The sequence below is a fragment of the Leptospira yanagawae serovar Saopaulo str. Sao Paulo = ATCC 700523 genome, from assembly GCF_000332475.2.
GTDB classification, from domain to species: domain Bacteria; phylum Spirochaetota; class Leptospiria; order Leptospirales; family Leptospiraceae; genus Leptospira_A; species Leptospira_A yanagawae.
In genome coordinates this window covers 1202038-1228702 of record NZ_AOGX02000015.1, presented here as the reverse complement: position 1 = coordinate 1228702, position 26665 = coordinate 1202038, and the positions used below count along the sequence as shown (strand labels likewise).

27 protein-coding genes are annotated in these 26665 nt (G+C 40.2%); 8 read left to right on the top strand and 19 right to left on the bottom strand.

Annotated elements, in window-relative coordinates; genetic code table 11:
- Positions 1–2: 2 nt before the first annotated feature.
- The 10 genes from atpD to LEP1GSC202_RS09505 all read right to left on the bottom strand — a co-directional run bounded on the left by atpD (position 3) and on the right by LEP1GSC202_RS09505 (position 7813).
- Complete coding sequence (gene atpD / locus LEP1GSC202_RS09550) at positions 3–1409, bottom strand: F0F1 ATP synthase subunit beta (protein WP_015676851.1); 1407 nt, start codon at positions 1407–1409, stop codon at positions 3–5.
- Between the two features lie 21 nt (positions 1410–1430).
- Entirely contained in the window at positions 1431–2300 is an 870-nt protein-coding gene (gene atpG / locus LEP1GSC202_RS09545) for an ATP synthase F1 subunit gamma (RefSeq protein ID WP_039928501.1), read from the bottom strand.
- 11 nt (positions 2301–2311) lie between these two features.
- The gene (gene atpA, locus LEP1GSC202_RS09540) at positions 2312–3826 is read right to left on the bottom strand and encodes a F0F1 ATP synthase subunit alpha (protein ID WP_015677260.1); all 1515 of its coding nucleotides are present in this window, start codon (positions 3824–3826) and stop codon (positions 2312–2314) included.
- Entirely contained in the window at positions 3823–4386 is a 564-nt protein-coding gene (gene atpH / locus LEP1GSC202_RS09535) for an ATP synthase F1 subunit delta (RefSeq protein ID WP_015676896.1), read from the bottom strand. Before atpH ends, atpA begins: the two co-directional genes overlap by 4 nt.
- Entirely contained in the window at positions 4383–4907 is a 525-nt protein-coding gene (locus LEP1GSC202_RS09530; protein WP_015677608.1) for a F0F1 ATP synthase subunit B, read from the bottom strand. The genes atpH and LEP1GSC202_RS09530 overlap by 4 nt, the downstream gene beginning before the upstream one ends.
- Positions 4908–4909: 2 nt before the next feature.
- Positions 4910–5194, bottom strand: coding sequence for an ATP synthase F0 subunit C (gene atpE / locus LEP1GSC202_RS09525; RefSeq protein WP_002975055.1), 285 nt, complete (start codon positions 5192–5194; stop codon positions 4910–4912).
- Between the two features lie 48 nt (positions 5195–5242).
- A complete protein-coding gene (atpB, locus tag LEP1GSC202_RS09520; protein ID WP_425256021.1) occupies positions 5243–6322 on the bottom strand; it encodes a F0F1 ATP synthase subunit A in 1080 nt (359 codons plus the stop codon).
- Positions 6291–6671: a hypothetical protein gene (locus LEP1GSC202_RS09515; protein ID WP_015676907.1), complete on the bottom strand. Its 381-nt coding sequence runs from the start codon at positions 6669–6671 to the stop codon at positions 6291–6293. The genes atpB and LEP1GSC202_RS09515 overlap by 32 nt, the downstream gene beginning before the upstream one ends.
- A 229-nt stretch (positions 6672–6900) precedes the next feature.
- The gene (locus LEP1GSC202_RS09510; protein ID WP_425256020.1) at positions 6901–7278 is read right to left on the bottom strand and encodes a MarR family winged helix-turn-helix transcriptional regulator; all 378 of its coding nucleotides are present in this window, start codon (positions 7276–7278) and stop codon (positions 6901–6903) included.
- 49 nt (positions 7279–7327) lie between these two features.
- Positions 7328–7813 (bottom strand): glutathione peroxidase, encoded by a 486-nt coding sequence (locus LEP1GSC202_RS09505; protein ID WP_015677126.1) that lies wholly within the window; start codon positions 7811–7813, stop codon positions 7328–7330.
- A gap of 330 nt (positions 7814–8143) precedes the next feature.
- Here LEP1GSC202_RS09505 and LEP1GSC202_RS09495 point away from each other — a divergent pair, with 330 nt between their 5' ends.
- Positions 8144–9433, top strand: a complete 1290-nt coding sequence (locus LEP1GSC202_RS09495) for an ammonium transporter (protein WP_015677277.1) — start codon at positions 8144–8146, stop codon at positions 9431–9433.
- A gap of 5 nt (positions 9434–9438) precedes the next feature.
- Positions 9439–9786, top strand: a complete 348-nt coding sequence (locus tag LEP1GSC202_RS09490; protein ID WP_002975072.1) for a P-II family nitrogen regulator — start codon at positions 9439–9441, stop codon at positions 9784–9786.
- Positions 9787–9835: 49 nt separating this feature from the next.
- Here the strand turns inward: LEP1GSC202_RS09490 and ilvB are convergent, their stop codons facing one another.
- From ilvB to lepB, 3 genes are all read right to left on the bottom strand, one after another.
- Positions 9836–11554 (bottom strand): biosynthetic-type acetolactate synthase large subunit, encoded by a 1719-nt coding sequence (gene ilvB, locus LEP1GSC202_RS09485; RefSeq protein ID WP_015677421.1) that lies wholly within the window; start codon positions 11552–11554, stop codon positions 9836–9838.
- 258 nt (positions 11555–11812) lie between these two features.
- Positions 11813–12040 (bottom strand): AtpZ/AtpI family protein, encoded by a 228-nt coding sequence (locus LEP1GSC202_RS09480; protein ID WP_015677183.1) that lies wholly within the window; start codon positions 12038–12040, stop codon positions 11813–11815.
- Positions 12037–13074, bottom strand: a complete 1038-nt coding sequence (gene lepB, locus LEP1GSC202_RS09475) for a signal peptidase I (protein WP_015676632.1) — start codon at positions 13072–13074, stop codon at positions 12037–12039. The genes LEP1GSC202_RS09480 and lepB overlap by 4 nt, the downstream gene beginning before the upstream one ends.
- A gap of 111 nt (positions 13075–13185) precedes the next feature.
- On the opposite strand from lepB, the gene LEP1GSC202_RS09470 reads away from it, so the two are divergent.
- A complete protein-coding gene (locus LEP1GSC202_RS09470) occupies positions 13186–13977 on the top strand; it encodes an aldolase/citrate lyase (protein WP_015677116.1) in 792 nt (263 codons plus the stop codon).
- Positions 13978–15759, top strand: coding sequence for a DUF2079 domain-containing protein (locus LEP1GSC202_RS09465; RefSeq protein WP_015676875.1), 1782 nt, complete (start codon positions 13978–13980; stop codon positions 15757–15759).
- Positions 15760–15935: 176 nt separating this feature from the next.
- On the opposite strand, the gene LEP1GSC202_RS09460 is transcribed toward LEP1GSC202_RS09465, so the two are convergent.
- The 3 genes from LEP1GSC202_RS09460 to LEP1GSC202_RS09450 all read right to left on the bottom strand — a co-directional run bounded on the left by LEP1GSC202_RS09460 (position 15936) and on the right by LEP1GSC202_RS09450 (position 18400).
- The gene (locus tag LEP1GSC202_RS09460) at positions 15936–16958 is read right to left on the bottom strand and encodes an MBL fold metallo-hydrolase (protein ID WP_015677617.1); all 1023 of its coding nucleotides are present in this window, start codon (positions 16956–16958) and stop codon (positions 15936–15938) included.
- 9 nt (positions 16959–16967) lie between these two features.
- Positions 16968–18146, bottom strand: a complete 1179-nt coding sequence (locus LEP1GSC202_RS09455; protein ID WP_015676924.1) for a MaoC family dehydratase — start codon at positions 18144–18146, stop codon at positions 16968–16970.
- Positions 18147–18217: 71 nt separating this feature from the next.
- Complete coding sequence (locus tag LEP1GSC202_RS09450) at positions 18218–18400, bottom strand: hypothetical protein (RefSeq protein ID WP_015677483.1); 183 nt, start codon at positions 18398–18400, stop codon at positions 18218–18220.
- Between the two features lie 84 nt (positions 18401–18484).
- On the opposite strand from LEP1GSC202_RS09450, the gene LEP1GSC202_RS09445 reads away from it, so the two are divergent.
- The 3 genes from LEP1GSC202_RS09445 to LEP1GSC202_RS09435 all read left to right on the top strand — a co-directional run bounded on the left by LEP1GSC202_RS09445 (position 18485) and on the right by LEP1GSC202_RS09435 (position 22985).
- Positions 18485–20089, top strand: a complete 1605-nt coding sequence (locus tag LEP1GSC202_RS09445; RefSeq protein WP_015677222.1) for an NADP-dependent glyceraldehyde-3-phosphate dehydrogenase — start codon at positions 18485–18487, stop codon at positions 20087–20089.
- Positions 20090–20159: 70 nt separating this feature from the next.
- Positions 20160–21464 (top strand): DUF1554 domain-containing protein, encoded by a 1305-nt coding sequence (locus LEP1GSC202_RS09440; RefSeq protein WP_015677461.1) that lies wholly within the window; start codon positions 20160–20162, stop codon positions 21462–21464.
- Positions 21465–21707: 243 nt separating this feature from the next.
- Entirely contained in the window at positions 21708–22985 is a 1278-nt protein-coding gene (locus tag LEP1GSC202_RS09435; RefSeq protein ID WP_015677512.1) for an esterase/lipase family protein, read from the top strand.
- Position 22986: 1 nt separating this feature from the next.
- Here LEP1GSC202_RS09435 and LEP1GSC202_RS09430 read toward each other — a convergent pair whose 3' ends face one another.
- Both LEP1GSC202_RS09430 and LEP1GSC202_RS09425 read right to left on the bottom strand, forming a co-directional pair.
- Complete coding sequence (locus LEP1GSC202_RS09430) at positions 22987–23922, bottom strand: histone deacetylase family protein (protein ID WP_015676922.1); 936 nt, start codon at positions 23920–23922, stop codon at positions 22987–22989.
- On the bottom strand, positions 23919–24482 hold the full coding sequence (locus LEP1GSC202_RS09425) for a hypothetical protein (protein ID WP_015677482.1): 564 nt from the start codon (positions 24480–24482) through the stop codon (positions 23919–23921). Before LEP1GSC202_RS09425 ends, LEP1GSC202_RS09430 begins: the two co-directional genes overlap by 4 nt.
- Positions 24483–24568: 86 nt before the next feature.
- On the opposite strand from LEP1GSC202_RS09425, the gene LEP1GSC202_RS09420 reads away from it, so the two are divergent.
- A complete protein-coding gene (locus LEP1GSC202_RS09420; RefSeq protein ID WP_015676718.1) occupies positions 24569–25528 on the top strand; it encodes a putative glycoside hydrolase in 960 nt (319 codons plus the stop codon).
- 107 nt (positions 25529–25635) lie between these two features.
- Here the strand turns inward: LEP1GSC202_RS09420 and LEP1GSC202_RS09415 are convergent, their stop codons facing one another.
- Positions 25636–26658 carry a lipase secretion chaperone gene (locus LEP1GSC202_RS09415; RefSeq protein WP_015676667.1) on the bottom strand — a complete coding sequence of 341 codons (1023 nt, stop codon included), beginning with the start codon at positions 26656–26658 and terminating at the stop codon, positions 25636–25638.
- Positions 26659–26665: the final 7 nt, after the last annotated feature.

Sequence of the window (26665 nt, the reverse complement as noted above, 5' to 3'; positions counted from 1 at the left end):
AATTAACCTTTGAGTTGTTTTGCCGCTTCGATCACTTCGTCAATCGATCCGACCATGTAGAATGCTTGTTCTGGAAGAGAATCATACTTTCCTTCGATGATCCCTTTGAAGGAACGGATCGTGTCTTCCAATTTCACATACTTACCAGGTCGACCCGTGAACTGTTCTGCCACGTGGAACGGTTGTGAAAGGAATTTTTCCAAACGACGAGCGCGAGCCACAAGGATTTTGTCATCCTCAGAAAGTTCGTCCATACCAAGGATCGCAATGATATCTTGGAGGTCTTTGTAACGCTGTAAGATCCTTTGTACTTCACGAGCCGTGTTGTAGTGTTCGTCTCCCACGATTTGTGGGTTCATGATCCGTGAAGTGGAATCAAGAGGATCCACGGCAGGGTAAATCCCTTTCTCAGAAATCGCACGAGAAAGAACTGTTGTTGCATCTAAGTGAGTGAAGGCAGTTGCCGGAGCCGGGTCTGTTAAGTCGTCGGCAGGAACGTAGATCGCTTGCACAGAAGTAATGGAACCTCGAGTTGTGGAAGTGATTCGTTCTTGTAGTCCCCCCATCTCAGTGGAAAGAGTTGGTTGGTAACCTACCGCAGATGGCATACGACCTAAAAGGGCCGATACTTCGGAACCTGCTTGTGAAAAACGGAAGATGTTATCTACGAAAAGAAGGATATCAGATCCAGATTCATCACGGAAGTTTTCTGCCATTGTTAATGCAGAAAGAGCCACACGGAGACGTGCACCTGGTGGTTCGTTCATCTGACCAAAACAAAGTACTGTTTTGTCAATCACTCCAGAATCTTTCATCTCGTGCCAAAGGTCGTTTCCTTCACGAGTCCTTTCACCAACACCAGCAAACACGGAGTAACCACCGTGTTGCTTTGCGATGTTGTTGATAAGCTCTTGGATGAGAACGGTTTTCCCTACCCCAGCACCACCGAATAGACCAGTTTTACCCCCTTTGATGTAAGGAGCAAGAAGGTCGATGACCTTGATCCCAGTTTCAAAGATCTCTGTTTTTGGTTTAATTTCTTCGTAAGAAGGAGCATTTCTGTGGATCGGACGAGTTTGAACGTCTTTTGGAAGGTCACCCATTTCATCGATGACTTCTCCAAGCACGTTGAAGATACGACCCAATGTTTTGGTTCCTACTGGAACAGAAATCGGAGCACCTGTATCAACAACTTCCAATCCTCGTTTTAAACCGTCAGTGGATTGAAGGGAAATCGCACGAACCGTGTTGTCTCCAATGTGTTGTTGTACTTCTGCTGTGATAGTGACATCTTTGCCGTTTACTTTCGATTGAATCTCTACCGCATTGTAGATCTCAGGCATATTGCCGGAATCAAAACTGATGTCCAATACCGAACCGATGATTTGTTTAATTTTACCTTTATTCATATATACTCCGAAAGACCTTTGTTAGGAGATGGCTTCCGCTCCCCCTACGATTTCTGAAATTTCCTGCGTAATTTTTGCCTGACGAACTCGGTTGTAACCGCGAGTCAGAAGTTTGATCATCTCACCAGCTGCATCAGTTGCAGCTTTCATCGCCACTCTTCGTGCAATGTGTTCGGAAGCTACCGATTCCAAAATGATTTTCACAAACGTAGTTTTGATCACCATTGGTAACAAGTTTTCCAAAATGGTTTTTGGATCTGGTTCGTACAATACTTCTGGACCCGAAGAACCTTTGGAAACTGTATCTTCCATTTGTAGTGGAAGGACAGAGGTGATCTCAGGTTTTTGATTGGCTGCTGAATAATAATGAGTGGAAATGATTTCAACAGAATCCACCGACTCATTTGCAAAACGTTCCATAAAATAAGAAGCAAGATCATTTGCCTCTTTACTTCCTGCTTTGTCATCGATGTTGGTGTATGATGTTACCAATTCAACTTTTGCAAATTTAAAGAAAGAGATCGCCTTTTTCCCTGCAGCATGGACTTCTACTTCCACACCTTTTGACTTCAACTCCTCGATACGGTTTTTGACCATACGAAGAAGGTTGGAGTTAAAACCACCGCATAACCCACGGTTTGCGGCGATAGCAAGGATAGCAACTTTACGGATTTTGTCCGGCTTCCTTAAGTAAGGGCTGTGGATGATCCCAGCAAGGCTAGACAAAGAAGAAACCAACTCACGAGTTAAATCAGCGTATGGTTTCGCCGCATTCACTTTGTTAGTGGCTTTTTTTGCCTTTGCCGTGGAGACCATCTCCATGGTTCGAGTGATTTTTCTCGTGTTTTTAACCGAGTTAATCCTCTTTTTTATCTCACGCGGTGTCGCCAAGATCTTTCCCCTTAGTTATTCTTTGCTAAAAAATGTTCTACAATCGATTTGATTGTTTTTTGCAGAGCTGCTTCTTGTTTTACTTCTTTTGCAGTTCTGATTTCTTCCAAAACTTCTGGGTGTTGCTCTCTCATAGTTTTCAAAAGGAAAGCTTCAAATTCTCTTACTTTTGCAGTAGGAATTGTATCCATAAATCCTTTTGTTACAGCGAAGATCGAAATCACTTGTTCTTCCACTGGAGTTGGAGAGTTGTTTGGTTGTTTGAGAATTTCAAGGACTCGGTATCCACGATCAAGCTGAGCTTGTGTCACTGGATCAAGTTCTGTTCCCAACTGTGCAAACGCTTCCAAGTCACGGAACTGAGCGAGGTCTGACTTCAGTGTTCCCGCTACTTTTTTCATCGCTTTGATTTGTGCAGCAGATCCAACCCGTGATACAGAAATCCCGACATCCACCGCAGGACGAAGGCCCGATGCAAAAAGGTTGGATTGAAGGTAAATCTGACCATCAGTGATAGAAATTACGTTTGTAGGAATGTATGCAGATACTTCCCCTTCTTGTGTCTCAATGATCGGAAGTGCAGTCATTGACCCACCACCAAATTTATCATCAAGTTTCGCTGCTCTTTCCAAAAGGCGAGAGTGAAGGTAGAATACGTCTCCAGGGTATGCTTCACGACCTGGTGGGCGACGAAGCAGGAGTGACATTTGTCGGTAAGCAACGGCTTGTTTCGAAAGGTCATCATACACAACAAGAGTTGCTTTTCCTTCTTCATACATAAAGTATTCAGCCATTGTCGCACCAGAGTAAGGTGCAATGTATAACATTGGAGCAGGTTCTGAAGCGTTCGCTGATACGATGATCGTATATTCAAGAGCACCTTTTTCGCGTAACATTTCGATGGTGGAAGCAACAGTAGATGCTTTTTGTCCAATCGCTACGTAAACGCAGATCACACCTTTTCCTTTTTGGTTGATGATGGTGTCGATGGCGATGGAAGTTTTTCCAGTTCCACGGTCACCAATGATGAGCTCTCTTTGTCCACGTCCAATTGGGATCATCGCATCAATCGCTTTGATACCTGTTTGCATTGGTTCATGAACTGATTTTCTCATCGCAATCCCAGGAGCTGGAGACTCAACTGGTCTTGTTTTTTTTGCGTTTAGGGGTCCTTTTCCGTCGATCACTTCCCCAAGAGGGTTGAGCACGCGACCAAGGAGTTCTGGTCCCACTGGAACTTCGAAGATTTTTCCAACACGTTTTACGGTGAATCCTTCTTCGATTTTGATATAATCACCAAAGATAACAACCCCAACTGAATTTTCTTCTAAGTTGAAGGCTTGGCCTCGAACTCCGTTTTGGAATTCAACGAGCTCTCCTGACATTACGTTTGTGAGTCCGTAAACTCTCGCAATCCCGTCCCCGACTTCGAGAACTGTTCCGACCTCTTCAACTTGAAGGTCTTTCTTGAAGTTTTTAATTTCTTGTTTTAGTACCGACGTTACTTCGTCTGTTTTAATTTTCATTCAAATGCTCCGACTGGGATTTTCTTTTGGAGGAGAGCCTCTCTTGTTCCGGCAAGTTTTGCGCGGATTGAGGCATCGATTAAAAAGTCGTCTATATAGATTTTGAATCCACCGATGAGGTTTGGATCCATTTGTTCGGTCACACGTATTTCACGTCCGAACTTAGATGCGATGGACTTCGTGATTCGATCCACTGCTTCTTTTCCTAATGAATCTTTGGAAACGATGCGAAGGGAACTACGATTTTTAAGTCGGTCAACGCCAGATCGGTAATCTTCCAAAATGTCCTTTAGGTAAAGGAAACGATTTTTACGAACCACAAGTGTAATGAAGTTGGCAACAATTTCTGATGCCTTTCCTTGAACTGACTTTGCGGCAGTTTGTTCTTTCTCGGAAGGATCAACTAACGGAGAAAGAAAATAATGGCGAATTGTGTCATCGGAAAAGAAAACATCAACTAACGCTGATAATTCCTCTTCCGTTGACTCAAGTGAGTTAGTTTCTTGAGCTAACTCTAAAAGTGCCGTTGCGTAAACCTTTGAAATTTGGTTCAGACTCATTTGATTTTAAGTTTATCGAGTTTTGCGATCTCTTTTTCAACAAAGGAAGCATAGTCTTCCTTCTTCAATTGTTTCTCCAAGATCTCACTCGCGATGAGAACGGACATTTCCACAATTTGGTTTTGTAACTCGGACAAAGCTCTGCCTTTTGCAAGTTCGATTTCTCGAACAGCATTGTCTTTGATACCTTTTACTTCATTGTGTGCTTCTTCCGTCAATTTAGTGCGGAGAGCAACTGCATCTTTCTTAGCTTCATCGACAATTCTGTGTGCTTCTTCTGTTGCTTTGAAGAGTTGGTCTTTGTATTCTTTTAAAGACTTTTCTGCTTCAACACGAAGAGATTCCGCTTTGTTGATATCACCTTGGATGCCGGAAGCACGTTCTTCGAGAGCATGAAGGATCTTGTCCCATGCAAATTTTTTAAGAACGAAGACAACAACTGAGAAAGTGACCAGGGTCCAGATGACCAGACCCGGATTGACTTTCAGCAAATTGAAGCCGGAAGCCGCGAGGAGTACCAAGACTATTGTCCTTGTTCTACTTTAGTGGCACCAGCACCAATTGTTTTGTCAATTGAGCCATTGAGTTTGAGCGCGATAAGAAGAGCGATTACCACTGCGAAAAGTGCCGCACCTTCAATCATACCTGCTGCTACGTAAAGAACGAGTTGGATCTTTCCCGCTGCTTCTGGTTGGCGGCTAATGCTTTCTGCCACTGATCCACCAATTCTACCAATACCGATTCCTGCACCAAGTAATGCAAGTCCTGCTGCGAGTCCTACTGCGATGTATCCTAAACCGAATTCCATTGTTTTCGTTTCACTCCTGTGTGTTTTATAATATAAATAAAACCAATGTTAATGTCTATGCATCACAGTTCCGATGAACACGGTTGTGAGCAAAGAGAAAATGAACGCTTGTAAAAAGGCTACAAGAAGTTCTAAAAAGTAAATGAGCACTGAACTGAGTACAGATACAGGTGCAATGAGCCAACTTTCGCTCATAAAGATAAAACCAAGTAACGCAAGGATCATAACGTGTCCTGCTGTCATGTTGGCAAGTAACCTCATCGTTAACGCAAAAGAGCGAGCAATATGAGTTACGATAAATTCCAATGCCCACATCAGTGGCCATAAAAGGAGTGGAACTCCTTTAGGAACTGCATGTGCTACGAAGGATATCCCTTGGTAGGTAAATGCAGTTCCGTAAATTGTGAGTAAAGTAATGGATGCGAGGGAAAGGGTAACACTGATGTCACCAGTAGGAGTGATCCCTGACCAAATTTCTCCGAAAGTATGAAGAGAATGTGGTGTGTGGTCAAATACTCCCAGTGCCACAAGTCCGTCGGATGCAGCAACAGTGAGTTCTCCCACGGATGGGATGAGACCAAACAAGTTACAGAAAAGGATAAAGAAAAACAAAGAGAAGATGTAATGGTAATACGAATGTCCGTGGTGGTCAAGTGAGGAATCCACAACGTTTTCTTTTAGGTAACTCACAAATGCTTCCACACCCGATGTGAATTTGTTATGAACTTTTTTTGGATTCTTAGAAATGAGATTCGCAGCTGGGATGAAAACAAGGAACATAAAGAAACAAGCAATCCACATCATGGTCACTCGTTTGGTGATGTGAAGGTCAAGACCACCTACGTAGTGGTACTTCACTCCATCGTGGTTCACAAACACATCATGGTTTTCCGCATCAAAACCAGGTTGGCCTTCCGTGACAATGGTGCCACCAAAGTTGAGAGGGAAGATCGGAGCATCACCTAAGTGGTGTGCCATCACTTCGCTGAAATCAAAGCCCTCATCAGAGCTGTGCCCTTCCGAATCGTTTGCAAAAACATTCGTAAAACTAAGGGAAAAAACTAATAAAAATGATAAAAAAAACCGATATTTAGACTTATTTTCCACTGAAATAGCTCGCAAATACAAGGAAAAGAAGGTGGACGAAATAGGCAATTAAAAATCCAGAAGTTGCCTCAAAAGGGTACTCTAATACCTGAAACGCAGTCAAAATGCCTAAATTTAGAAAAAAGGAGAGGAATACTGTGAAAAAGGGGAACCCAGTCTCAGCTAAAGCAGGGATTTTACGAGGCAGGAATCGGAGTTGTAAGATCGCCATTTGGATCGCAAACGATATGGCTCCACCAATATAAAAGAGAATTCGGTAGCCTTCCTCCACCAAACCCATTGTTAGTGGGAAACTCAACACCAATAAAACGAATAAATAACTGAAGTAATGCAAATGGAATCGTTTGAGATTGATTGAGTTAAGATCCATAGGTTCCAATGTGGATTGCCCGGGATTTGCGGGCAAGAAGGAATGGGAGTGGGTTTTTGGGGGGATAGAATGGTATAGATCCCCGCCCTAATCGAACTGGGTGGGGATAACCACCCGCCGCCCAATGGCTACCATATATCACATGTTTGTTGAAAAGGGAATCAATTTACAAAAATCAAAAATTAAAAAAGAGAAAAGTTCACATTATCGCAAAAACGAAAAAATACATCTAATGGCTGCCCAATTGATCCAAAATTAACTTCAATTGGGTTGCTTGTGTTTCCTCAATTCCAGAAAGGCAAAAAATTTTCTCAGGAATGGATTTCGCTTTTTCACGAAGTGATTTGCCTTTTTTAGAAAGCACGATGTTCACAATTCTTTCATCAACGCTACTTCGTATTCTAGAAAGAAACTCCATTTGTTCCAATCTCTTTAAGAGCGGAGTCAATGTTCCCGAATCCAACTGAAGACGATCCCCAAGCCTACTGACCGTAGCCTGCCCTTCCTCCCACATAACAAGCATTACCAAGTACTGTGGATAGGTTAAACCTATGTCCGCGAGAAGCGGACGATAGAGTTTCATCAATCGATGCATAGAAGAATACATCGAAAAACAAATTTGGTTCTTTAACAAAAGAACCTCTTCTTTCGAAGATTTAACCTTGGACAAGTTTCTCTATATCCTTTTCGATTGCTTCTGGTTTTGTGATGGGGGCATAACGTTTCACAACGTTTCCATTTTTATCAATTAGAAATTTTGTGAAGTTCCATTTGATATCTAGCGATCCAAAGATACCTGGTGCACTTTTTTTCAAGTGAGCATAAAGCGGATCTGTATTCGGACCATTCACTTCAAGCTTTGAAAAAATCGGGAATGTTGTAGAAAAAGTTTTTTCACAAAACAATTTTATGTCAGCATCAGAACCTGGCTCTTGTTCACCAAATTGATTGCAAGGGAAAGCCAAAATTTCCAAACCCTTACCCTTCCAACGATCATACGTTTCCTGTAATCCTTTGTATTGTGGAGTGAACCCACATTGGCTGGCGGTGTTAACAATCAATAAAACCTTATCTTTGAATTGTTCCATCGGAATCTCTTCCGAACCACGTTTCACTTTAATTTTGTAAAAATCTTCTGCCATTTCCTACTCCAAACCTTCGTTTACAATTAGATTGTGCACAATCTTATTTTGTGCAATCATTTTACTACGAGAACATTAAAAAAGGTAACATTTAAGATGATTTTTAGGAATTCAATCCCCGCCCTGGCTTGGGAGGGGATCTACAACCCGCCACCCAATGGGAACCGTTTCGCATGTTTTGCTTCCAATGACAAATCCCAATCTCAGTTCGGAAAATTTTCTAAAAAAAAGTTCACCTTTTTACGATTTTTACTCGCTTTCAGACTCCTCCCATTCTAAATAATACGAATTTTATTTCGGAAATAGAATCTAAAACCTTTGGAGTCATTTATGAATTTACACATGGTCTTGAGACCTGTATTACTCTGTTTTTTCTTGTTTTTGCCGACGTTCCTAATGGCAGAGGGAGAAGCAGCGACAACAAATTTAATCGATAAGTCCGATACAACCTGGATGTTAGTTTCATCGGCTTTGGTTTTTTTTATGATACCTGGCCTTTCTCTTTTTTATGGAGGGATTGTTCGATCCAAAAACGTATTATCGACAATGATGCATAGTTTTGTCGCTATCATCGTGATGACTTTACAATGGACGATTTTTGGATACAGTTTTGCCTTTTCAGGAGACAACCCTTACATCGGAAATTTTGATTTAGCTTTTTTAGATGGAATCGATGTTCACTCAACAAAAGGATCCATTCCAACCTATGTCCATTTTTTATTCCAAGGTATGTTTGCTCTCATAACACCAGCTTTGATTTCGGGTGCCATTGCTGAGCGTATCAAACTTTCTGCATACATTGTCTTCATTTTACTTTGGTCAACATTAGTATACGACCCGGTCGCACATTGGGTATGGGCCGATTCAGGTTGGTTACTCAAAATGAATGCCTTAGACTTTGCCGGAGGAACAGTTGTACATCTTATCTCAGGTATTGCAGGATTGTCAGCAGCGATTGTCATAGGGAAACGAAAAGGTGATCCTGGGTTACTCACCCATCCAAATAACATGACTTATACGTTACTCGGTTCTGGATTATTATGGTTTGGCTGGTTCGGTTTTAATGCGGGCTCAGGATTAGCTGCCAATGGACTTGCAGCAAGGGCTTTTTTAGTTACACTCATTGCCCCAGCAGCTGCCGGTGCGAGTTGGTTACTCATAGAATGGTATCATACAAAAAAGGCAACTGCACTTGGTGCTGCTTCTGGAATTGTAGCAGGTCTTGTGGTCATAACACCGGCTTCTGGATTTGTGGGTGTCAAAGGTGCTCTTATTATGGGTTTACTCGTTTCACCTATCTGTTATTTGGCGATCCTTCTCAAAGGAAAATTGAATTATGATGATACCTTAGATGCTTTTGGGATCCATGGTGCCGGTGGTGCATTTGGCGCGATTTTGACTGGAATTTTTGCATTGGAATTAGCAGAAGGAATGACGTTTGAAAGCCAAATGATGGCTCAAATCATAAGCGTAGTTGCAACAGGTTTTTATTCATTTGTTGTGTCTTATATACTCGCATTCGTCATTGAAAAAACGATTGGATTTAGAATTGAAGAAGACAAAGAAATCACTGGACTTGACCAAGAGATACACGGTGAAAAAGGATATGATATTAGGTAAACAATATGAAATTAGTAATTGCAATCATACAACCACACAAACTAGAAGAAGTAAAAAACGAATTAACAAAAAACGAAATCTATCGCCTAACAGTGAGTGATGTTCAAGGTTATGGCCAACAAAAAGGGAAAACGGAAGTTTTTCGTGGTCACGAATACCAAGTCAACTTACTCAGAAAAGTAAGATTGGAGATAGCAGTCAATGATGAGTTTGTGAAACCTACAGTAGATGCCATATTGAAAGCAGCAAAAACAGGGCCAGAAGGAAAAATCGGAGATGGAAAAATCTTCGTTATGCCTTTGGAAGAAGTGATCCGAATCCGAAGTGGAGAACGCGGAAACAAAGCCATTTAGTCCAATAAATAACCTCCCATAGATTGATGGAATCTATGGGAGGTCTTTTTTAAGTCCTCACCAAATCCAAAATATATTCTTGGTTTGATTTCCCACCGGGAACAAATGGATACACTCCCCAATCAGAAGGTACGTTCACTTCTACAAAAGAAGGACCTTCTAAAAAGAAAAAATGTTCTAACATTTCATTATTTTGATCTTTCTCCCATAATAAATATGGTATTCCAAATGCCTCACATAACACTGAAAAATTGGGATGGAAATGAAACTCTGAACCGGAATACACATTCCCATAAAACAAATCTTGTTGTTGTTTGACCAAACCCAAATGCCTATTATTCATTAAAATGATTTTCACATTTAAATTTTGTTCTCTTAGAGTGGCTAACTCTTGTAAGTTCATCATAAAAGAACCATCACCAGTAAAACAATACACTGGTGTTTTTGGATTTGCCAATGATACACCAATGGAAGCTGGCAATCCAAAACCCATCGTACCTTGCCCACCTGATGTGATCCACTGCGATGGTTTTGCAAATGGATAATACTGAGCCACCCACATTTGGTGTTGCCCTACATCTGTAAGGATAAAGTGATTTTGGTTTGGAATCGTTGAAGCCAAGGATAGGATTAATTCTTTAGCAGGATGGATCTCAGGGATTCGTTTCCATTTTTCTATTTGGGACAAAGATTCCTCATTATTGAATCCACCTTTGTCTATAACATCGATATATCGGTCTTCGAGTAAAAATGGAAGCACATCTGCAATATCTCTTTGTAAACTCAAATCAGGTTGTTTGATTTTCCCAATTTCATTTGCTGAAATATCAATGTGTATGATTTTTGCGTTGGGACAAAACGTATCTTTATTTCCTATCGCACGATCATCAAAACGAACTCCAATCGCAATGAGTAAATCACACTTACCAAGTGCTTCATTGGCTGCAATCGTTCCATGCATTCCCATCATTCCCAAATTCATAGGATCATTTTTTTCAAATATTCCCAATCCCATAAGTGTTGTCACGGCTGGAATTTTATGAAGTTTCACAAACTCGCGTAACTGTTTGTATTCTTTGCGTGCCCCACCGCCAACGTATAACAAAGGAAATTTGGACTTTTCCAATAGATTCGCAAATTCATCGTAAAATTTTTTGAATGGTTGGGCACCGATTTGATTTCCATTGGGATTCAAAAGACTCGTTAAAATTTGAGAACCTTGGAATTCTTTTTCAACATTTGAAAACGTTGGAAAGGATATTAACTTTGTTTGGATGTCCTTTGGCAAATCAATCCAAACTGGCCCCTTTTTCCCTTCGCAAGCAAGAGTGTAAGCTTCATTTAATACCATTGGGATAAGATTTGGATCTTCAATGGAATATACTTTTTTTACAAGTGTTGTTACCATCGATTCTGTATCCAATTCCTGGAAGGCATCTGTACCTTTTAATGAAGTTGGAACTTGGCCTGAAAAAATAAGTATTGGTACAGAATCTCTCTTTGCATCAGCAATCGCAGTTATCAGATTGGCAACTCCAGGTCCAGAGGAAACAAAAACAACACCTACATTTCCGCTACTCCGAGCCATGCCTTGGGCAATGAAACCAGCTCCTTGTTCGTGCCTTGCAAGGACATGTTTGATTTTTGATGCCGCCAAACATTCGTATAACGGCAATATGGTTCCCCCTGGAACTCCCGCGATACTTTGAATTCCTTTTGTTTCTAAAAATTGAATGATACATTGAACTACAGTGATTTCTTTCGACATAACCTGTCTCCTCTAGTGGTTTCCCCGTCGACTGATGCTTTCTGTCGACCGAGGAAACGAAGTGAGGATTATGACAGAAAGCTACGTATGTATGGGGAGACGACGACGAGGACGACAAGCATGAGGGTATAAGAAGGCATTCCAACTACAAGGTTGGATTGGTTTTCAAACGAAATTGATGCCTTCTGTTTCTGCATGGTCAGATTCTTTTATTTTGTAAGTAAGTGATTTGTCAAGAATTTATTTGGAAAGTTATCTTCATTCGTTCTCTTTGGCTCGTTTGATAAGAGAATAAAATGCAAAAATAAAACCCAAAAAAAATCCTACGAGCAACCAGAGTGGTTCCGATTTTAAATACCCATCCAAATAATAACCACCAAGAACAAAAAGAGTGATGGATGAGACAAATTCAAACCCAGCACCCGCCATTGCCATCGGTGATTTATCTCCCTTTTTCGGAGGAGGATTTTCGGGTTCGTTTGTCACTGTAAAATACGACCAATACGATCAAATCGAACACTCAACCTCCAAAGGCGGTAACGCAACGTTCGTTCAATCCAACCAAATCGAGATTCTTCGCTATAGTAACGAGAATTATGTGAAGAAAAAACTTCTGAGTAATGACACCTTCTTTCGAGAGCTTCTCCATCATATCGTTCTGCCACTTCTGGACCCTTCTCAGCTAATTCTTGGCCATCTTTGTATTCACAAGTGGAGTCCTTCCAATCGATAGAAAAATATATGATTAAGGCTTTTCCGAGAATGTCTTCCCGTTTTACAAATCCCCAAGCTCTGGAGTCATGAGAGTCATCGCGGTTGTCTCCCATCACCATATATTGGCCTTCTGGGATTTCACAACCATGTAAAAAATCACAGTATTCAAAGATATGAGCTCTACGGTCATCTTCAAATCCTTCCAAAATAAAATGTTCAAATCCAGGTTTTACTTCTTTGAACAAAGCCCTTTGTGTTGCTTCTAAATTATCTAAATCAGATAACTCTTTTCCGATTGGGACTTCTTTTGGTTCATACGATTTGAAATCGGCACTTCCTTTTTCTTTGTATTCTACGAGTGCAAAGTGTACCCTACCTCGGTCTTTTGTATCGATGAATTTTCTGGTAATCCGAATTGTATCTCCTGGTAGACCCACGACTCGCTTTACAAAACGTTTGGCAAAAATTCCAGACCTGGACTCTTCTTGGCCAAGAGCGGAAGTTGGAGGGATAAACGTAACAATATCACCACGTTTTGGGTCATCAATCCGAAAGAGCTCTTTTTCTGTGAATGGCATCCGGAAGGAATAACGCATTTTATTCACAAATAGAAAATCCCCAATTTTTAAGGTTGGGATCATAGAACCCGAAGGAATATTATTTGCATCTAATATGGACGATTTGAAAGCAAATACGATAACGACGATGATTCCGAAAGAGATACCTGAGGCAGTCGCACCTTCTTTTTCTGGTTCTTTGGATTCTGGTTTTGGAGTGGATTTGAAAATTGAGGAAAATAATCCCATAGTTCGAAACTAAGGAATTCGAAATTTCTGTCAAGAAAGGGGGAAAAAAAGCGCAAAAGACTTGTACTATTTTCGGGAATCGACGATACCATACATGGAGATCTTCTGCTTATGGAAACATCAATCCGTGGATTACGAAAAACCCTACTTGAGATGAAGGAGAACTATTCCTTTGTCTGTGTGAAAACGGGAACTGAAACAGAAGACATGGGCGAAGAAGAAATCGCTCTCCTAAAAACCATCACCTCAGGGATTTTACCACTCTACGTTAAAATAGGTGGGCCTGAAGCGAGAAATGATATACGCATTTGCCAAAGGATTGGTGTATCAGGGATTTCTGCCCCTATGGTAGAATCAGAGTATGCTTTAAAAAACTTCATCCAAACGATGAAAAACCTTCTCACACCATCAGATTTTGATTCCTATAATAAGTCCATCAATATGGAAACCATTACTGGGTATCGAAATTTAATGGATATTTTTGATTCTCCGTCATTCCAAGAGTTACAACAAGTAACGGCCGCTAGGTCAGATTTAAGTGCTTCCATGGATAAAAAGCCGGATGATAAAGAAGTAACAAGAGTTGCCAAAAAAATCATTTCCGAAGCGAAAAGCAGAGGGAAAAAAACATCCGTCGGTGGAACGATTACCAAAACAAATTTTGAACTCATTGCAAATGAAATCCAACCAGATTATATCAATTCTCGGCATATCATGGTTGATACAAATCTTGCTATGAAAATTGGGGCAGCTGATATCGCAGAATGTATGTTAGTATTCGAAATGGACTTATTCGAATTTTTCTCTAAAACATTTCCAGAAAAAGGATACTATTACCGTAACCGAGTGGAAATCAACAGAGAACGAATCGGTGAAAGAAAGGTATTGTATTTCATACGATAAGTGATTTATTTATTTTTTCTTTCTAGTTTAGTTACTTCCTTTCTTTTTGTTTCTCCTAAAAACTTTCATGCCCCCTTGCAAAAGGGGGTATCTCTTTTATACCTGTTCCTTTGCATTTATAGCTTTTGGAAACAAAAGTATAAAAGCAATAGGTCTGATGAAAATCTAACTCAGTATCTAAGTCCAATTTCGATTCAAAACCAAAAGAGGATCCTTCCATACTTAGTTGGAATCAGTGGTTTTTGTTTTGTATTGGCAAGTACAGTCCACGCTTACCAACTTACAAATTTTTTCGCCAGTTCCTTTTTATTCCATGATGCCGATTATATTGGAATTTCTGATATTTTACTTTCTGTTTGGGAAGGGAAAGGTTTTGAAAGCCATTATTATAGCGAATCCGTTAATGGAAGTTATCTTCACCACCACTTTGCGCCTGGGATGTTTTTCCTTTCTCCTTTTGTTGGTCTTGTTCCCAATAGGTACGGGCTTGCCGTGGGAGTCTTTTTTTATTACCAGCTAGCAACAATTTTGTGGTTGTATTGGGCGTACCGATCCAAGCAAAAAAACAATTCAAATATTTCATACAAGTTTTTGGTGTTATGGGTAGTCCTTACCAACCAATTGTACTTGTATCGGATTGGTTCCAGTTACCATTTTGAAATCCTAGTGGTGGTGAGTGGGTTTTTCTTTTTTTTCCAATGGAATAAAATCAAATCATTCGGATCTGTCGTAGCGAACAAAACAAAATCACATTTGAGAATTCAATATCTCACATTTGGTTCCTTCGGTCTAAGCCTCCTTTTCTTTCTTTCACAAAAGGAAGACATTGGAATTTACCTCGTGCTATTTTTATTACCACAACTTTTCTACGAATGTTATCACGGCATTGTTCGAAAAAAAATCAAATCGTGGAAAGACCTATTTTCCTTGCAAAAACACCTTTCTTTTGCCCTTCAAATCTTAATCTTCGGAATCACTTTCCTTTATTTGGTATATGTATTTTTCCTGTATCCACATGTAACGCAATCCGACTCCCATTTTATTTGGTCGAAAATCCTAACGCAAGATTACCACTCATCTTTTAAACAAGTAACGAGTGTTTCCAAATCAATCCAAATCTATTTAGAAATCATTGTGAGTGGAGGCATTGGAATTTTACAATTAGTCCCAGAATGTTTGGGAATTGCTTTTATTTACCTCACACATTTTTTTTCTTCAAGGCCTTGGCACCATGAAGTGTATTCGTATTACAGTTATTCGCTTGTGCCCTTTTTATTGTATTCTGGGATTTTATGGTTAAAGTCAGAAAAACAAATCTCACTTCCCATAGTGTTTCTCATACTCTCTTGTTTGTTTTGGAAAAATGCAATGGATCAAAACTTTCCACTCAAAACAGAATCCAAAGAAACATGGTATGACCAAAGGGTACAATCCGAAGTCGTAGAAGATTTAATCATGGCCAATACAATCCTGAATTCCGATTCCCATCCAATCCAATCAAAAGTTCCGAGCAATGAACCAATCGTTTTCTCACAATACAACCTTGCCTTTTTTATCACAGAGAAAACAAAACTGTATCCACTCGAACATCTACCAAACCAAAAAGAAATTTGCAGAGAAACAAACGTATGTTATGTAGTCATTGCTCCTCAGTTCACGGATGAGAAACTTTGGCCCAAAAAAAGAATTTTTGATACGTTTGAGGGATCAAAATTTTTGCCACTACAAAAAATTTGGCAAGGAAAACAAGTTGAGGTTTGGAAACGAATTGAAACCAATTGACTTGAACTGAAATCATTTGGATTCGATGGAATAGAATTTTAATTTTTTTAGGGTAAGTTCAGTATTCAATATGAAGAATAGAGTATATTGATCTCAACCATCAACCGAATGCTGAAAAAGAATGACCGGAAATACGATGTAGGATTAGAGATTCGAATGATGACAAAATGTTTCGTTTACTCTACGATATGAAAGACTTCATATCCGTTTTCTCTTTTTTCAATGCGGATTTGGCCTTCTAACACAAGTTTTTGGATGATACTATACACAAGTCCAAGAGCCGTCGGAAGGTGTCCTCCATTATGGACTTTTTTCCCAATCGCCGCTTCCATTAATACTTTTAAGTCGGATTCCCCTTCCCGAAGCCTTCGAAGCACTCCTTTCTCCAAGATACTCAGAGTTTTTTTCACGAGAGTGATTGTTTTTTTTGGGTCTTCGATCTCACTCCCATGGGCGGGTAACATCCGTTTAATGGGTTCTTCCAATAATTTAGAAAGGGTAAAATAATAATCTCCCAAATTCCCATCCATCTCTGAATAAATGGCTGTAAGATTGGCAATGATGAGATCTCCCGAAAAGTAAACCCCAGTTGCAGGGTCAACAGGTGTAATGTGGTATAAATTATGACCAGGTGTATACAAAAATCGAAACAGTCTACCACCTAACTCCAAGCTGTCGTTGTGATCAATGGCTACATCGATGCGTAAAACTGGATCTCCTTTTTTGGTTTCCCCAAATTTACTAAAAAATTGGCGCCAACCTTTACGAGATTCTGTTAGGATACGATCCAGTTCTTCTTTATCGCCAAAGGCTTTGTGAAACAAGTCCTCAGTTGCTTCTTCAAAAAGCAACATAGACTCTAGGTAATTACCCACGCCATCCGCCATGGCTCGGTAACCATAATAGGTTACATTTTTAGCATAAGATTTAAGAACGAGTGCTGAAGAAATATGGTCGAGATGGTTGTGTGTGTAAATGATATGTCGAATGTCATTCAAAGAAAATCCCTTTGTTTTAAGCGATGCCTGTAACATTGGGATCGATTCAATATAACCTGAATCGATGAGCGTTAGACCATCATTTCCTTCATACAAATAGATGTTATTTGGAGCGTAGAAAGGTTGTGGTAAAACGATTTTAAAGACACCATCCCCGATGTCTTCCATCGGAGGAATTCTTTTGGGGATGGTAACTTTCAAAGTTTCACCTTATGGTTGTTTTTTGATGATCAATCTTCTTTCAATTTCGAAGATTTTCTCAGGGATTTTTTCTTTTCCTAATTTCTTTTTGTCGTTCTCTTTAAGGAAAAGATCTGCACCAAATTTGTCCAATGCATCATTGGCTTTGATGTTTTTGAGTCCAATGAACTGGATTTGTACTTCACCTGCAGGGATTCCGTATTCGGTTCCTTTGTCTTCCGTTGTGAGGATACGAGAAATACAAGTTACCGTATCACCAGAGAATGCAGGTTGTGTGTGGTAACCTTCCGTGAAACCTAATTCCCAAATTGCATTTTCCGAAATATCACGAGATGCCATCCCAGCTAACCAACCAAATACGAGTCCACCATACACTACTGGTTCTCCTCCCATTGGGCCAGAGATTCCTGCAGAATACAATTTGTCATAATGGAGAGGGTGTGTGTTCCCTACTCGGTAGGTCCATTGGTAGTGTTCATCTGTGATAGTTCGTCCATTTTGGTGAACATAAATTTGACCTGGTTTGAAGTTTTCAAAATAGGTGTGACCCCAAGTGACATCTTTCATTTCAGTTGGGAATTTTAAATTCGGAAGTTTGAGTTCGGGCGATTTTGATTCAGGGAAAAATGCAGATGCATCACCAGGTTTTGGATTCCCTTTAGGTTTTCCATTGGATTGGTAAATCATGATTTTACGTTCGTATTGCAAAACCACTTCGTTCTTCTGGTTGAGACAAAGTGTTCTTACACTTACGATTCCTGGTTTCTCAGGTCCCTTATCATCAACTGCCAAAATTTTGGTTCGAGAAGACAATGTGTCTCCAGGATAGACTGGCATCAAAAATTGAGCGTTGTAATAACCAAGGTTTGCTAACGCCTTTTCACTGTTATTCTGAACACCAATGGAAAGTGCTAAGTTGAAAACCATGAGTGGGTGAACCAGTAGGTCTGAAAAACCATGTGCTTTTGCATATTCACTAGAAAGATACAAAGGGTTGGCATCCATAAAGACTGTGGCAAATTCTTGGGCAAAACTTCTATCGACTGTGAATTGGCGTGGGTGAACGTAAATGTCACCAACATTGAATTCTTCGAGGTATCGTCCGTATATGTTCTTTTTGATATCAGAGAGAGAGGCAGGAGTATTGGGAGCTAACTCACCAAAGGGGGACATTGCTTTTTGAACCATGGGAATTCCTTTTTCGAATGGGATAGGACTAATTTTCCAAGAGAGGTCCTACGGAAAACGATTTTTCCAGCTCATCCGGTGGCTCGTTTGGCGTATTCCTCCTTCCAAGCGCTATGCCAATGGTACCATTCTTCCCGGACAGCGCGGTATCTGACCAAGTCACTTCGCACCTCAAGCATAAGAGATTCCAGTTCCTCCACTCTACGAAAGAGTCGTAAGGTCAAAGCTTCCCATTCTTCCTGATTCTCTGCCATCCATGGCTCCATAATTTATCTATCGGTCGATCGATTCCGTAAAATGTTGCTTTTTTAGTCTTGTGCAGGTCCGATTCATGGATCATGAGCTTTGTTTTTCCGACTGAAGATTCCATTCCCCCAGAGTACAGTATCACTCCGATCCACCAAAAAAAATACCTACTTGGTGGCGAAATTTTGGAATGGAAAGGAGAAACACAAACGGTCAAATCCCCCATCTTTCTCAATCGGAATGGAAAATTGGAACAGGTGGTTCTAGGTTCCTACCCTAGTTTTGATGAAATACAAAGCCTGAAAGCCTTAGAGGCAGCGGTTACGGCATACAACCACGGAACAGGTGTTTGGCCTTCCTCAACACCGGCGGAAAGGATATCGGCCGTGAACCACTTCATAAATCTTATGAAGGAAAAAAGAAACCAAATCATTTTACTTTTAATGTGGGAAATTGGGAAAACTGAAAAAGATGCCACAAAAGAATTCGATCGTACGATTGATTACTTAGAAGATACAGTTGAATCCCTTCTCGAACTCGAATCCAATTCTGCAAAGTACATTTCCGAAAGTGGACTCATTGCACAAATCAAACGTTCTCCTTATGGAGTTGTTTTATGTATGGGTCCATTTAACTATCCGTTAAACGAAACATTTTGCACTCTCATCCCAGCCATTCTTATGGGAAATACAGTTGTATTCAAACCTGCGAAATATGGAGTTTTACTCTTAGAACCTCTTCTTGAATGTTTTAAAGAAGCTTTCCCTCCAGGTGTGATCAATACCGTGTATGGTGATGGAGCGAAAGTCATCTCTCCCATCATGGAATCAGGAAAAATTGATGTGTTTGCTTTTATTGGTTCCAGCCAAACAGCCAATCTCATCACCAAAAAACATCCCAAACTCAACCGCCTAAGGTCTGTTTTGGGATTGAATGCAAAAAACCCAGCCATTGTACTTCCTGACACCGACCTAAAAACAATGGTTCCAGAAATTGTCTCTGGATCCTTGTCTTATAATGGCCAGCGGTGCACCGCTCTTAAAATTCTTTTTGTTCATAAAGACATTTTGGACGAATTCTCAAAATTGTATTTAGAAGAATTTTCCAAATGGAAAGCGGGGATGCCTTGGGAACCCGGTGTTCAATTCACACCTCTGCCTGAAGAAGGGAAAACCAAATGGCTCAAAGAACTTTTGGACGATGCTTTACAAAATGGTGCAAAGGTTTTAAACCAAGGTGGAGGTGAAATTTCAGAATCCTTTATGACTCCTGCCATCCTCTCTCCTGTCTCACCAAACTCACGTTTGTATCACGAAGAACAGTTTGGACCACTGGTTCCCATTGTTCCCTACTCTAAGATCGAAGAACCTTTGGAATACATCATCCAGTCCAACATGGGACAACAAGCCAGCGTCTTTGGTGAAGATCCGAATGTCGTTGGTAAACTGATTGATACCCTTGTGAACCAAGTGGCTCGTGTGAATTGGAATGCACAGTGCCAACGTGGGCCTGATGTGTTTCCCTTTTCGGGGCGAAAAGATTCTGCGGATGGAACTCTATCGGTATCCGATGCCCTTCGTGTGTTTTCTTTACGGACAGTAGTCAGCTTGAAAGACACTGAAAAGGGACGTAATCTTCTCGGACAAGTACTGAAGGCAAAGAGTTCTCGGTACCTTTCCGAAGAATTTCACTTGTAAGTCCTTTCGTTTTCTCCGATCTTTGAGAAAGGGGTTTCCCTAATTTGTTATAAGGATCAGGGAGGGCAAGATGCGTTGGAATCGATTCTTTTCTATTGTGTTCACAATGAGTCTGCTTTCCTGTAATCCTGTGAAATCCAATGATGCGTTTTTATTTACGCTGATCAATGGGTTAACCACAACGACTACGAACAATGTATTTACGATTGGTCCATCTTCTAAAATTAATGTGACCAGTGCAAGTGTGGTTTTAACTTATGGAACCTCACAAACATTCGGAATCTCACTTGGAGTTGTGCCAACATCAAATGTTACCATCAATTTAGCCTTTGATACGAGTAAACTAACAGTGGATGGAAATGGGACTACACCACTCACTGCTCATTTAACGTTTACACCAGGGAACTATAATTCTCCTCAACTCATAACACTGGCTTCTCTTGCAACAACACCGACTACTTCAAACTTAAATATTTCATCTTCTAGTCTTGATACAAACTTTAATAGTGTATCTGGCTCAATTTCGATCAGGCATCGAGTTATGTTTTATACAGGCAGTTCTTTTTTGTTCAGAGAAGATGAAGCCATTTCATCATTGACACCTTACGGTACATTTCCATATAACTCCTGCTCTGTGAATCCAGCTTTACCAAGTGGACTAAGTCTACATCCGACTACATGTGTAATCTCTGGCACTCCTACTGATTCACAACCGAGTGCAAATTATACTGTTACTGCAACTGATGGTACGAACAATGATACGGAAACCATTTCAATTCAAATCCAAACTACAGTTTACAAAGTTTTTGTTACGGCTTCCACTTACAATGGAAACTTGCAAGGTGCGGCGGCAAATGGTCCTGCAGGCGCAGACGCAAAATGTAACGCGGATGCTAATAAACCAGCAACTGGTACATTTAAAGCTATGTTGACAGATGGCACTGGCCTTAGACGAGCATGTAATGGAACCCCAAACTGCACTAATATAACAGAGAATTCTGATTGGGTATTCCGTGAAGGCAGGAATTATATTAGGGCCAATGATTCTGCATTTTTATTTTCTCCAAATTCAGCAGGAATATTACCTGCAAGTTCCAATACATTTTCAAGCCCTTATACAATGGCACATGCGTTTGATTCTGGCCCACTCAAAACATTTTGGACTGGATTAGCATTTCCTAACTCAAATTGGCAAACTGCAAACGCGCAGCCAACGAATACATGTACGAATTGGACAAGTGGAGCAGTTACTGCTACAGCTAGCCAAGGTGGGAGAGTGGGAAATTCAAATGCAACAAATTATATTGCCTTTCGAAATGGTGCAAATGGTGTTTCTTGTGATACCCTTAACCACCTAGTTTGCGTCGAACAGTAACCAAAAGGAAACGAGCTTGGCTATCCTACAATTTGATTTGTACAGAACCGACTCTCTTAGCAAAAAATTGCAAACAACCCATCACCGAACGCGATCGATTCCTTCTAAAAAAAGGAAAAGCAAACATCCAATCCATTTCAAATTCTCAACCCATACCTAACGTTTTTTGTAATTTCTAAAAAGCCGATCCTACACTTCATTTTCTTCTCGCTTTCTCTCCAAAACTCAGTAAACTAATCCACCGTGATCCAAATCCTTATCAATTCCCTTGCTGGGAAAACTGTTTCCCTCACCCAAAAAACAACGGATTCCCTCTTAAAAGGAGTTCAATTTTTAGTCCATGGCAGTCTGACAAAAACGGGAGATGGATTGGATCTATTGTCCAACGCGTTTTTTTATAAACCAGAATGGAGGGATTCACTTCAAAAACTTGGTGTCCAAGTCAGGGACACGGGGTTACGTTCCAATGAAGAATTACAAAAAACCATCGAACTTACAAACCAAGCCTTTGACAAAGCCCTCTTCAAAGTTGAACTCACTGCTAAAAAAAGTGATGATATGGTGTTTGATAACCGTATGGTTTCCAGTATATTAGGAAGTTCTCATAATCAAAAATTCAAACTCACAAAAATTGACATGAGTTTTCGCACCTTTGGGAAAGACATCACAGCCAAAGAAACCATTACCGAATTCCATCACTCTGGCAAAACCAAATCTGTCCTATTTTTACCAGGTCTATTTACAGACGAATCCGTATGGCAAGAACAAACGGTAGAATATAAAAATCGACAAATCACTTCCCCTGGCCTTGCTACCGAACTAGAGACCTGTGGATACTTTTCCTTTTACCTAAGATACAACCACGGTCTTCCCATTCATGAAAATGGGAAAAAACTCATGCACCTTTTGGATGTTTTTTTTGAAGAAGATAAAGAGGTACATCCAGATATCATCTGTTATAGTTTGGGTTGTCTTATCTTTCGCTCCTGTATTTATTATGCGAAGTTGGAAAACAAACCTTGGATCCATCGGCTTGGTCGGATCACACTGATTGCTGCACCAAACAAAGGTTCGTATTTGGAAAAAATTGGATTTTGGCTTGGGTTTCTTTTTGAAAAAAGTCCCAATGTTGCCATGAAGATCATCGGAATGATAGGAAACCTACGAAGTGATGCCATCAAAGATTTATCCTTTGGCCTTATCCGTAAGGAAGAAAAAGGTTGGAAGGAAACCATTTCAGGATACTTTTCAGAAACCTATTTTGGTGAGTTAGATGATTTGGATGTGTACCAAGCCTATGCTCTGATGGAAGGACCAGAAAACCCACTACAAAACTTTTTAGGGGATGGGATCGTTGAGAAAAAAAGTCTCACCTACCTCACGGACAAAGTGTTCGATAAAAAATCAAACCAAGCCCTTCGCACATTAGAACTGAAAAAACAAAACCATTTTTCCATCATCAGTTCACGACCTCTCATCCATTGGGTCAAAGAAGTCTTTGGAGTGGCGCCAAAGGCCTAATTTAAGATTGGGCAAGTGTTTCCAAATGTACTTTCACGGATTCAGAAAGTGCTTGGAAATCATACCCACCTTCCAAAAACGAAAGTAGTTTTCCACCGGAGTGGACACGAGCAATCTCTTTCACTTCGTTTGTCATTCGTTCATACGAAACTGTTTTTAAATTCATTCCTGCCAGTGGGTCATTTTTGTGGGCATCAAACCCAGCAGAAACCAACACAAATTCAGGTTGGAAGTTTTCCATTTCTTTATGGATAAAAGAAAACTGATCTAGGTATTGTTTCTCTTCTGACCCACGTGCCATTGGCAAATTCAATGTAGTTCCAAATCCTTTGCCCTCTCCCCGTTCCTTCTCGGATCCTGTGCCTGGATAAAATGGGTATTGGTGGAGGGAAACAAAGTATACGGATTCATCTTCGTAAAACTGGTGTTGGGTGCCATTCCCATGGTGCACATCCCAATCCAAAATCAAAATGCGTTTGATCCCCTGACGTTTTAAATACTTGGCAGTGATGGCAATGTTATTAAACAAACAAAATCCCATCGCATGATCGGATTCTGCATGGTGGCCGGGAGGGCGGACAAGGGCCATTCCATTTTTTATATGACCATCTAAAATATCTTGTGCAAGAGCCACTCCCGCTCCCACTGCTAGAGATGCTGCCTTGAATGAATTTGGTGAAAACACAGTATCACCGTCTAAGTACCCATTTCCTTTTTCTTCACAAACTTTTGCCACCAAACGAACGTAATTTGGATCATGGATCTCCGAGATAAGAGATAAGGGTGCTTCCTTAAAGGTTTTGTTCCATAAAAAGGAGTTTGATGGCAGATCCGAAATTGCCTCCAAAATGGATTCCAATCGTACATGGGTTTCCGGATGACCCGGCCCTGTTTTATGGTCCAAAAAAGATTCGTGAAAGGAAATCCCTGTTTTCATTGGAATAACATAAACCGTTCGATGTATACAATCATTTCGATAATTTCTGCAATGATGCGATCAATTTGTTTTGTGATTTGTATTTTTTCCTCAGGAGAAATGGTTTTATCAAGTCCCGCATTGCCATACACTGCATAAAATGTTTTGATATCATTAGAAAAATCAGTATTGAACCATTCCCGAAACACACGTTGTTTCATTTTGTATTCAGGTCGTATGGCGCCTGTTAGCTCCCATATCCCACCTTCTCCAAATCGCAAACGTAATTCAAAAAGCCCTCTGTCTTTTCGAATGTAAACTTCTTCATCCATTTGCGAAAAATCAAGTTTTCGTAACATCACAAGGACAAGTAAGATATTCTCTAAAAATTCGTTTAAATCCTTTTTTTCCGATCCACTGATTTTGGCATCGTCACCTAAATGTTGGAGGTAGGACTCACCCATCGCTTTATATAGTTTTGATACTTCCACCATCCGGTCTTTGAATTGCGCCTGTTCCGAAAGGACTTCGGGAAAACGACCGTACGATTTGATTTGGAAGTCATTTGTGATTTCAATCATGCCCAAATTTTAGGAAACTAAGGGAATTTCGTCAATCGATTCGATTTGAATTTTCATTCGCTGGAAAAAAACTTGTCATAACTGCTATGAAACCACTAATTTCATTCCTCTTAGTATTTGCATTTGTCTCTTGCCAATCCATTTCCCAGACAAAGGGCCAAGAACGATCTGGTTCCGCAAACGAACCTCCAGAATTCATCGAAGGGCTTTACATCAATACCAAAACCATTCGCGACAAAAAACGTTGGAGTTTACTCTTCCAAGTGATGAAGGATGCTGGGATGAATACAGCTGTTGTGGATATGCAACCCCATCCCCCTACTCCAGAACAAGTGGCAGAAGCAAAGGCACTTGGGATTTATATGGTGGCAAGGGTGGTAAACTTTGAAGGTGGACTCATAGAAAAATCACCAAACACAAGTTTAATGGCTTCCATCCAAAAATCCATCCGCAAGGCATGTGAGTTGGGGTTTCCAGAAATCCAACTCGATTACATTCGGTATGCTGATGGTGGGACCAATTTCAGTATGAGTTATGAAAAACGATATGAGTCAATTTTAGGCATTATCAAAGATCATAAAGAAAAAACAAAAGAAACTTGTCCGAGCGATACGAAGTGGTCAGCAGATATATTTGGAAGGGTCCCATTTATTGAAAACGATGTGATTGGCCAGAAAGTAGAACCGTTTAGTGAAGAACTAAATGGCCTCTATCCTATGCTGTATCCCTCTCATTTTTATGGACTGACCAAACGGGTTGCGGATCCATATGGAACCATTAAAGATGGACTCGATCTCACTGTCAAACGAGCCAAACAAGGAACAAAAGCCATTGCCTGGGTGCAAGGATTCAATATGATGGTTGGTCCCAGTAAATTGAGTTATACAGATTACATCAAAGTACAAATGCAAGGAGCTCGTGATTCAGCGGGACACGGATTCATCGTTTGGAATGCAGGAAACGAATACTTAGAAACGATGAATGCCTACGAGAAGTATAAAAAAGAACCCACTCCAAACCAAAGTAACCTTACCAAAAACGAATGACCTTGAACCCAAATTAAGATTGAGTCAGATTCTTTTTGTCTTCAAATCCTAAACACATTTGCACTTACAAAAAGAATCTGTATATTTTTACTAGGAATGGATCGGGTTTATTTACCTGCTTCTTCTATATTTTTCCTTCGTAAGTAAGCATCTGCTTCTTCTTCCGAACCTAAAATTTGGATGCGAAGTTCCTTTAATTTTTTCTCTTTGTCTGTAGCAGACAAATTTGCATTCTCTCTGAGGAACTCTTTCTCTTTCGACTCGTAAGTAGAGATTGATTCGGAAAGTTTGGTTTCTCTTTTACGTTCGTTTGCTAGGGCTTCTGCTTTTTCTTTCCCAAAGTATTTGGATTCGATTTTAAACAGATATTTTTCTTTTTCCTTAGAATCTGTAATGGAAGCATACTCTTTATCACGAAGAGACATTTCCATTTGGTAATGGTCGAACTTATCTTCTCTGGAAACTAAAGAATCATAATAATTTCCATACGTTTTTTTCTTAAAGTCTTCAAACTGTTTTACCCGCTGTTCTGCTGGAAGATTGGCCGTTTGTTTTAGAAAATGATTGGTCCCTTCCAAAAAAGACACTTGTGATTCTTCCATCCCAAAAATCAATTCTGCTTTATCAGAAAGGATTTCCCTTCGTTTGGCTTTGATCTTTTCATACAATTCTACAAAATTTAAATCTGTAGGTTGTTCCCATTTGCGGTATTCTTCTTCGTAACGGAAATAGGATATGAATAGATCTTTCACCTTTTCTCTGTCAGGTGAATCATATTCAGCATCGATGTAAGCAAGGATTGTGGCATTACATTGGTCAGGAGTGAAATCCGATTTGCACTTCCGACGAAGGGCCCAGACTTCCCAAACAAAATTTACTTTGCCAGATTTCAAATCTTCGAGTAACTCTAAGTATGGTTTGGTTCTGTCCTCTCGAAAGGGAGAGATGGCTTCATCCCAAAATCCTTCCCCGTTTCCTAAAGGAGAAATCCGATCCGAAACCATTTGTTCTTCTGGTGATAGGGAATCTTTTCTGCCAGTATCGGAATCATTTTGTTTTAGTATGAATAATAAACTTAAAAATAGAACAAGGAAGAAGACAACAATCAGTATAATTTTTTTAAAATCCATTTGTAGT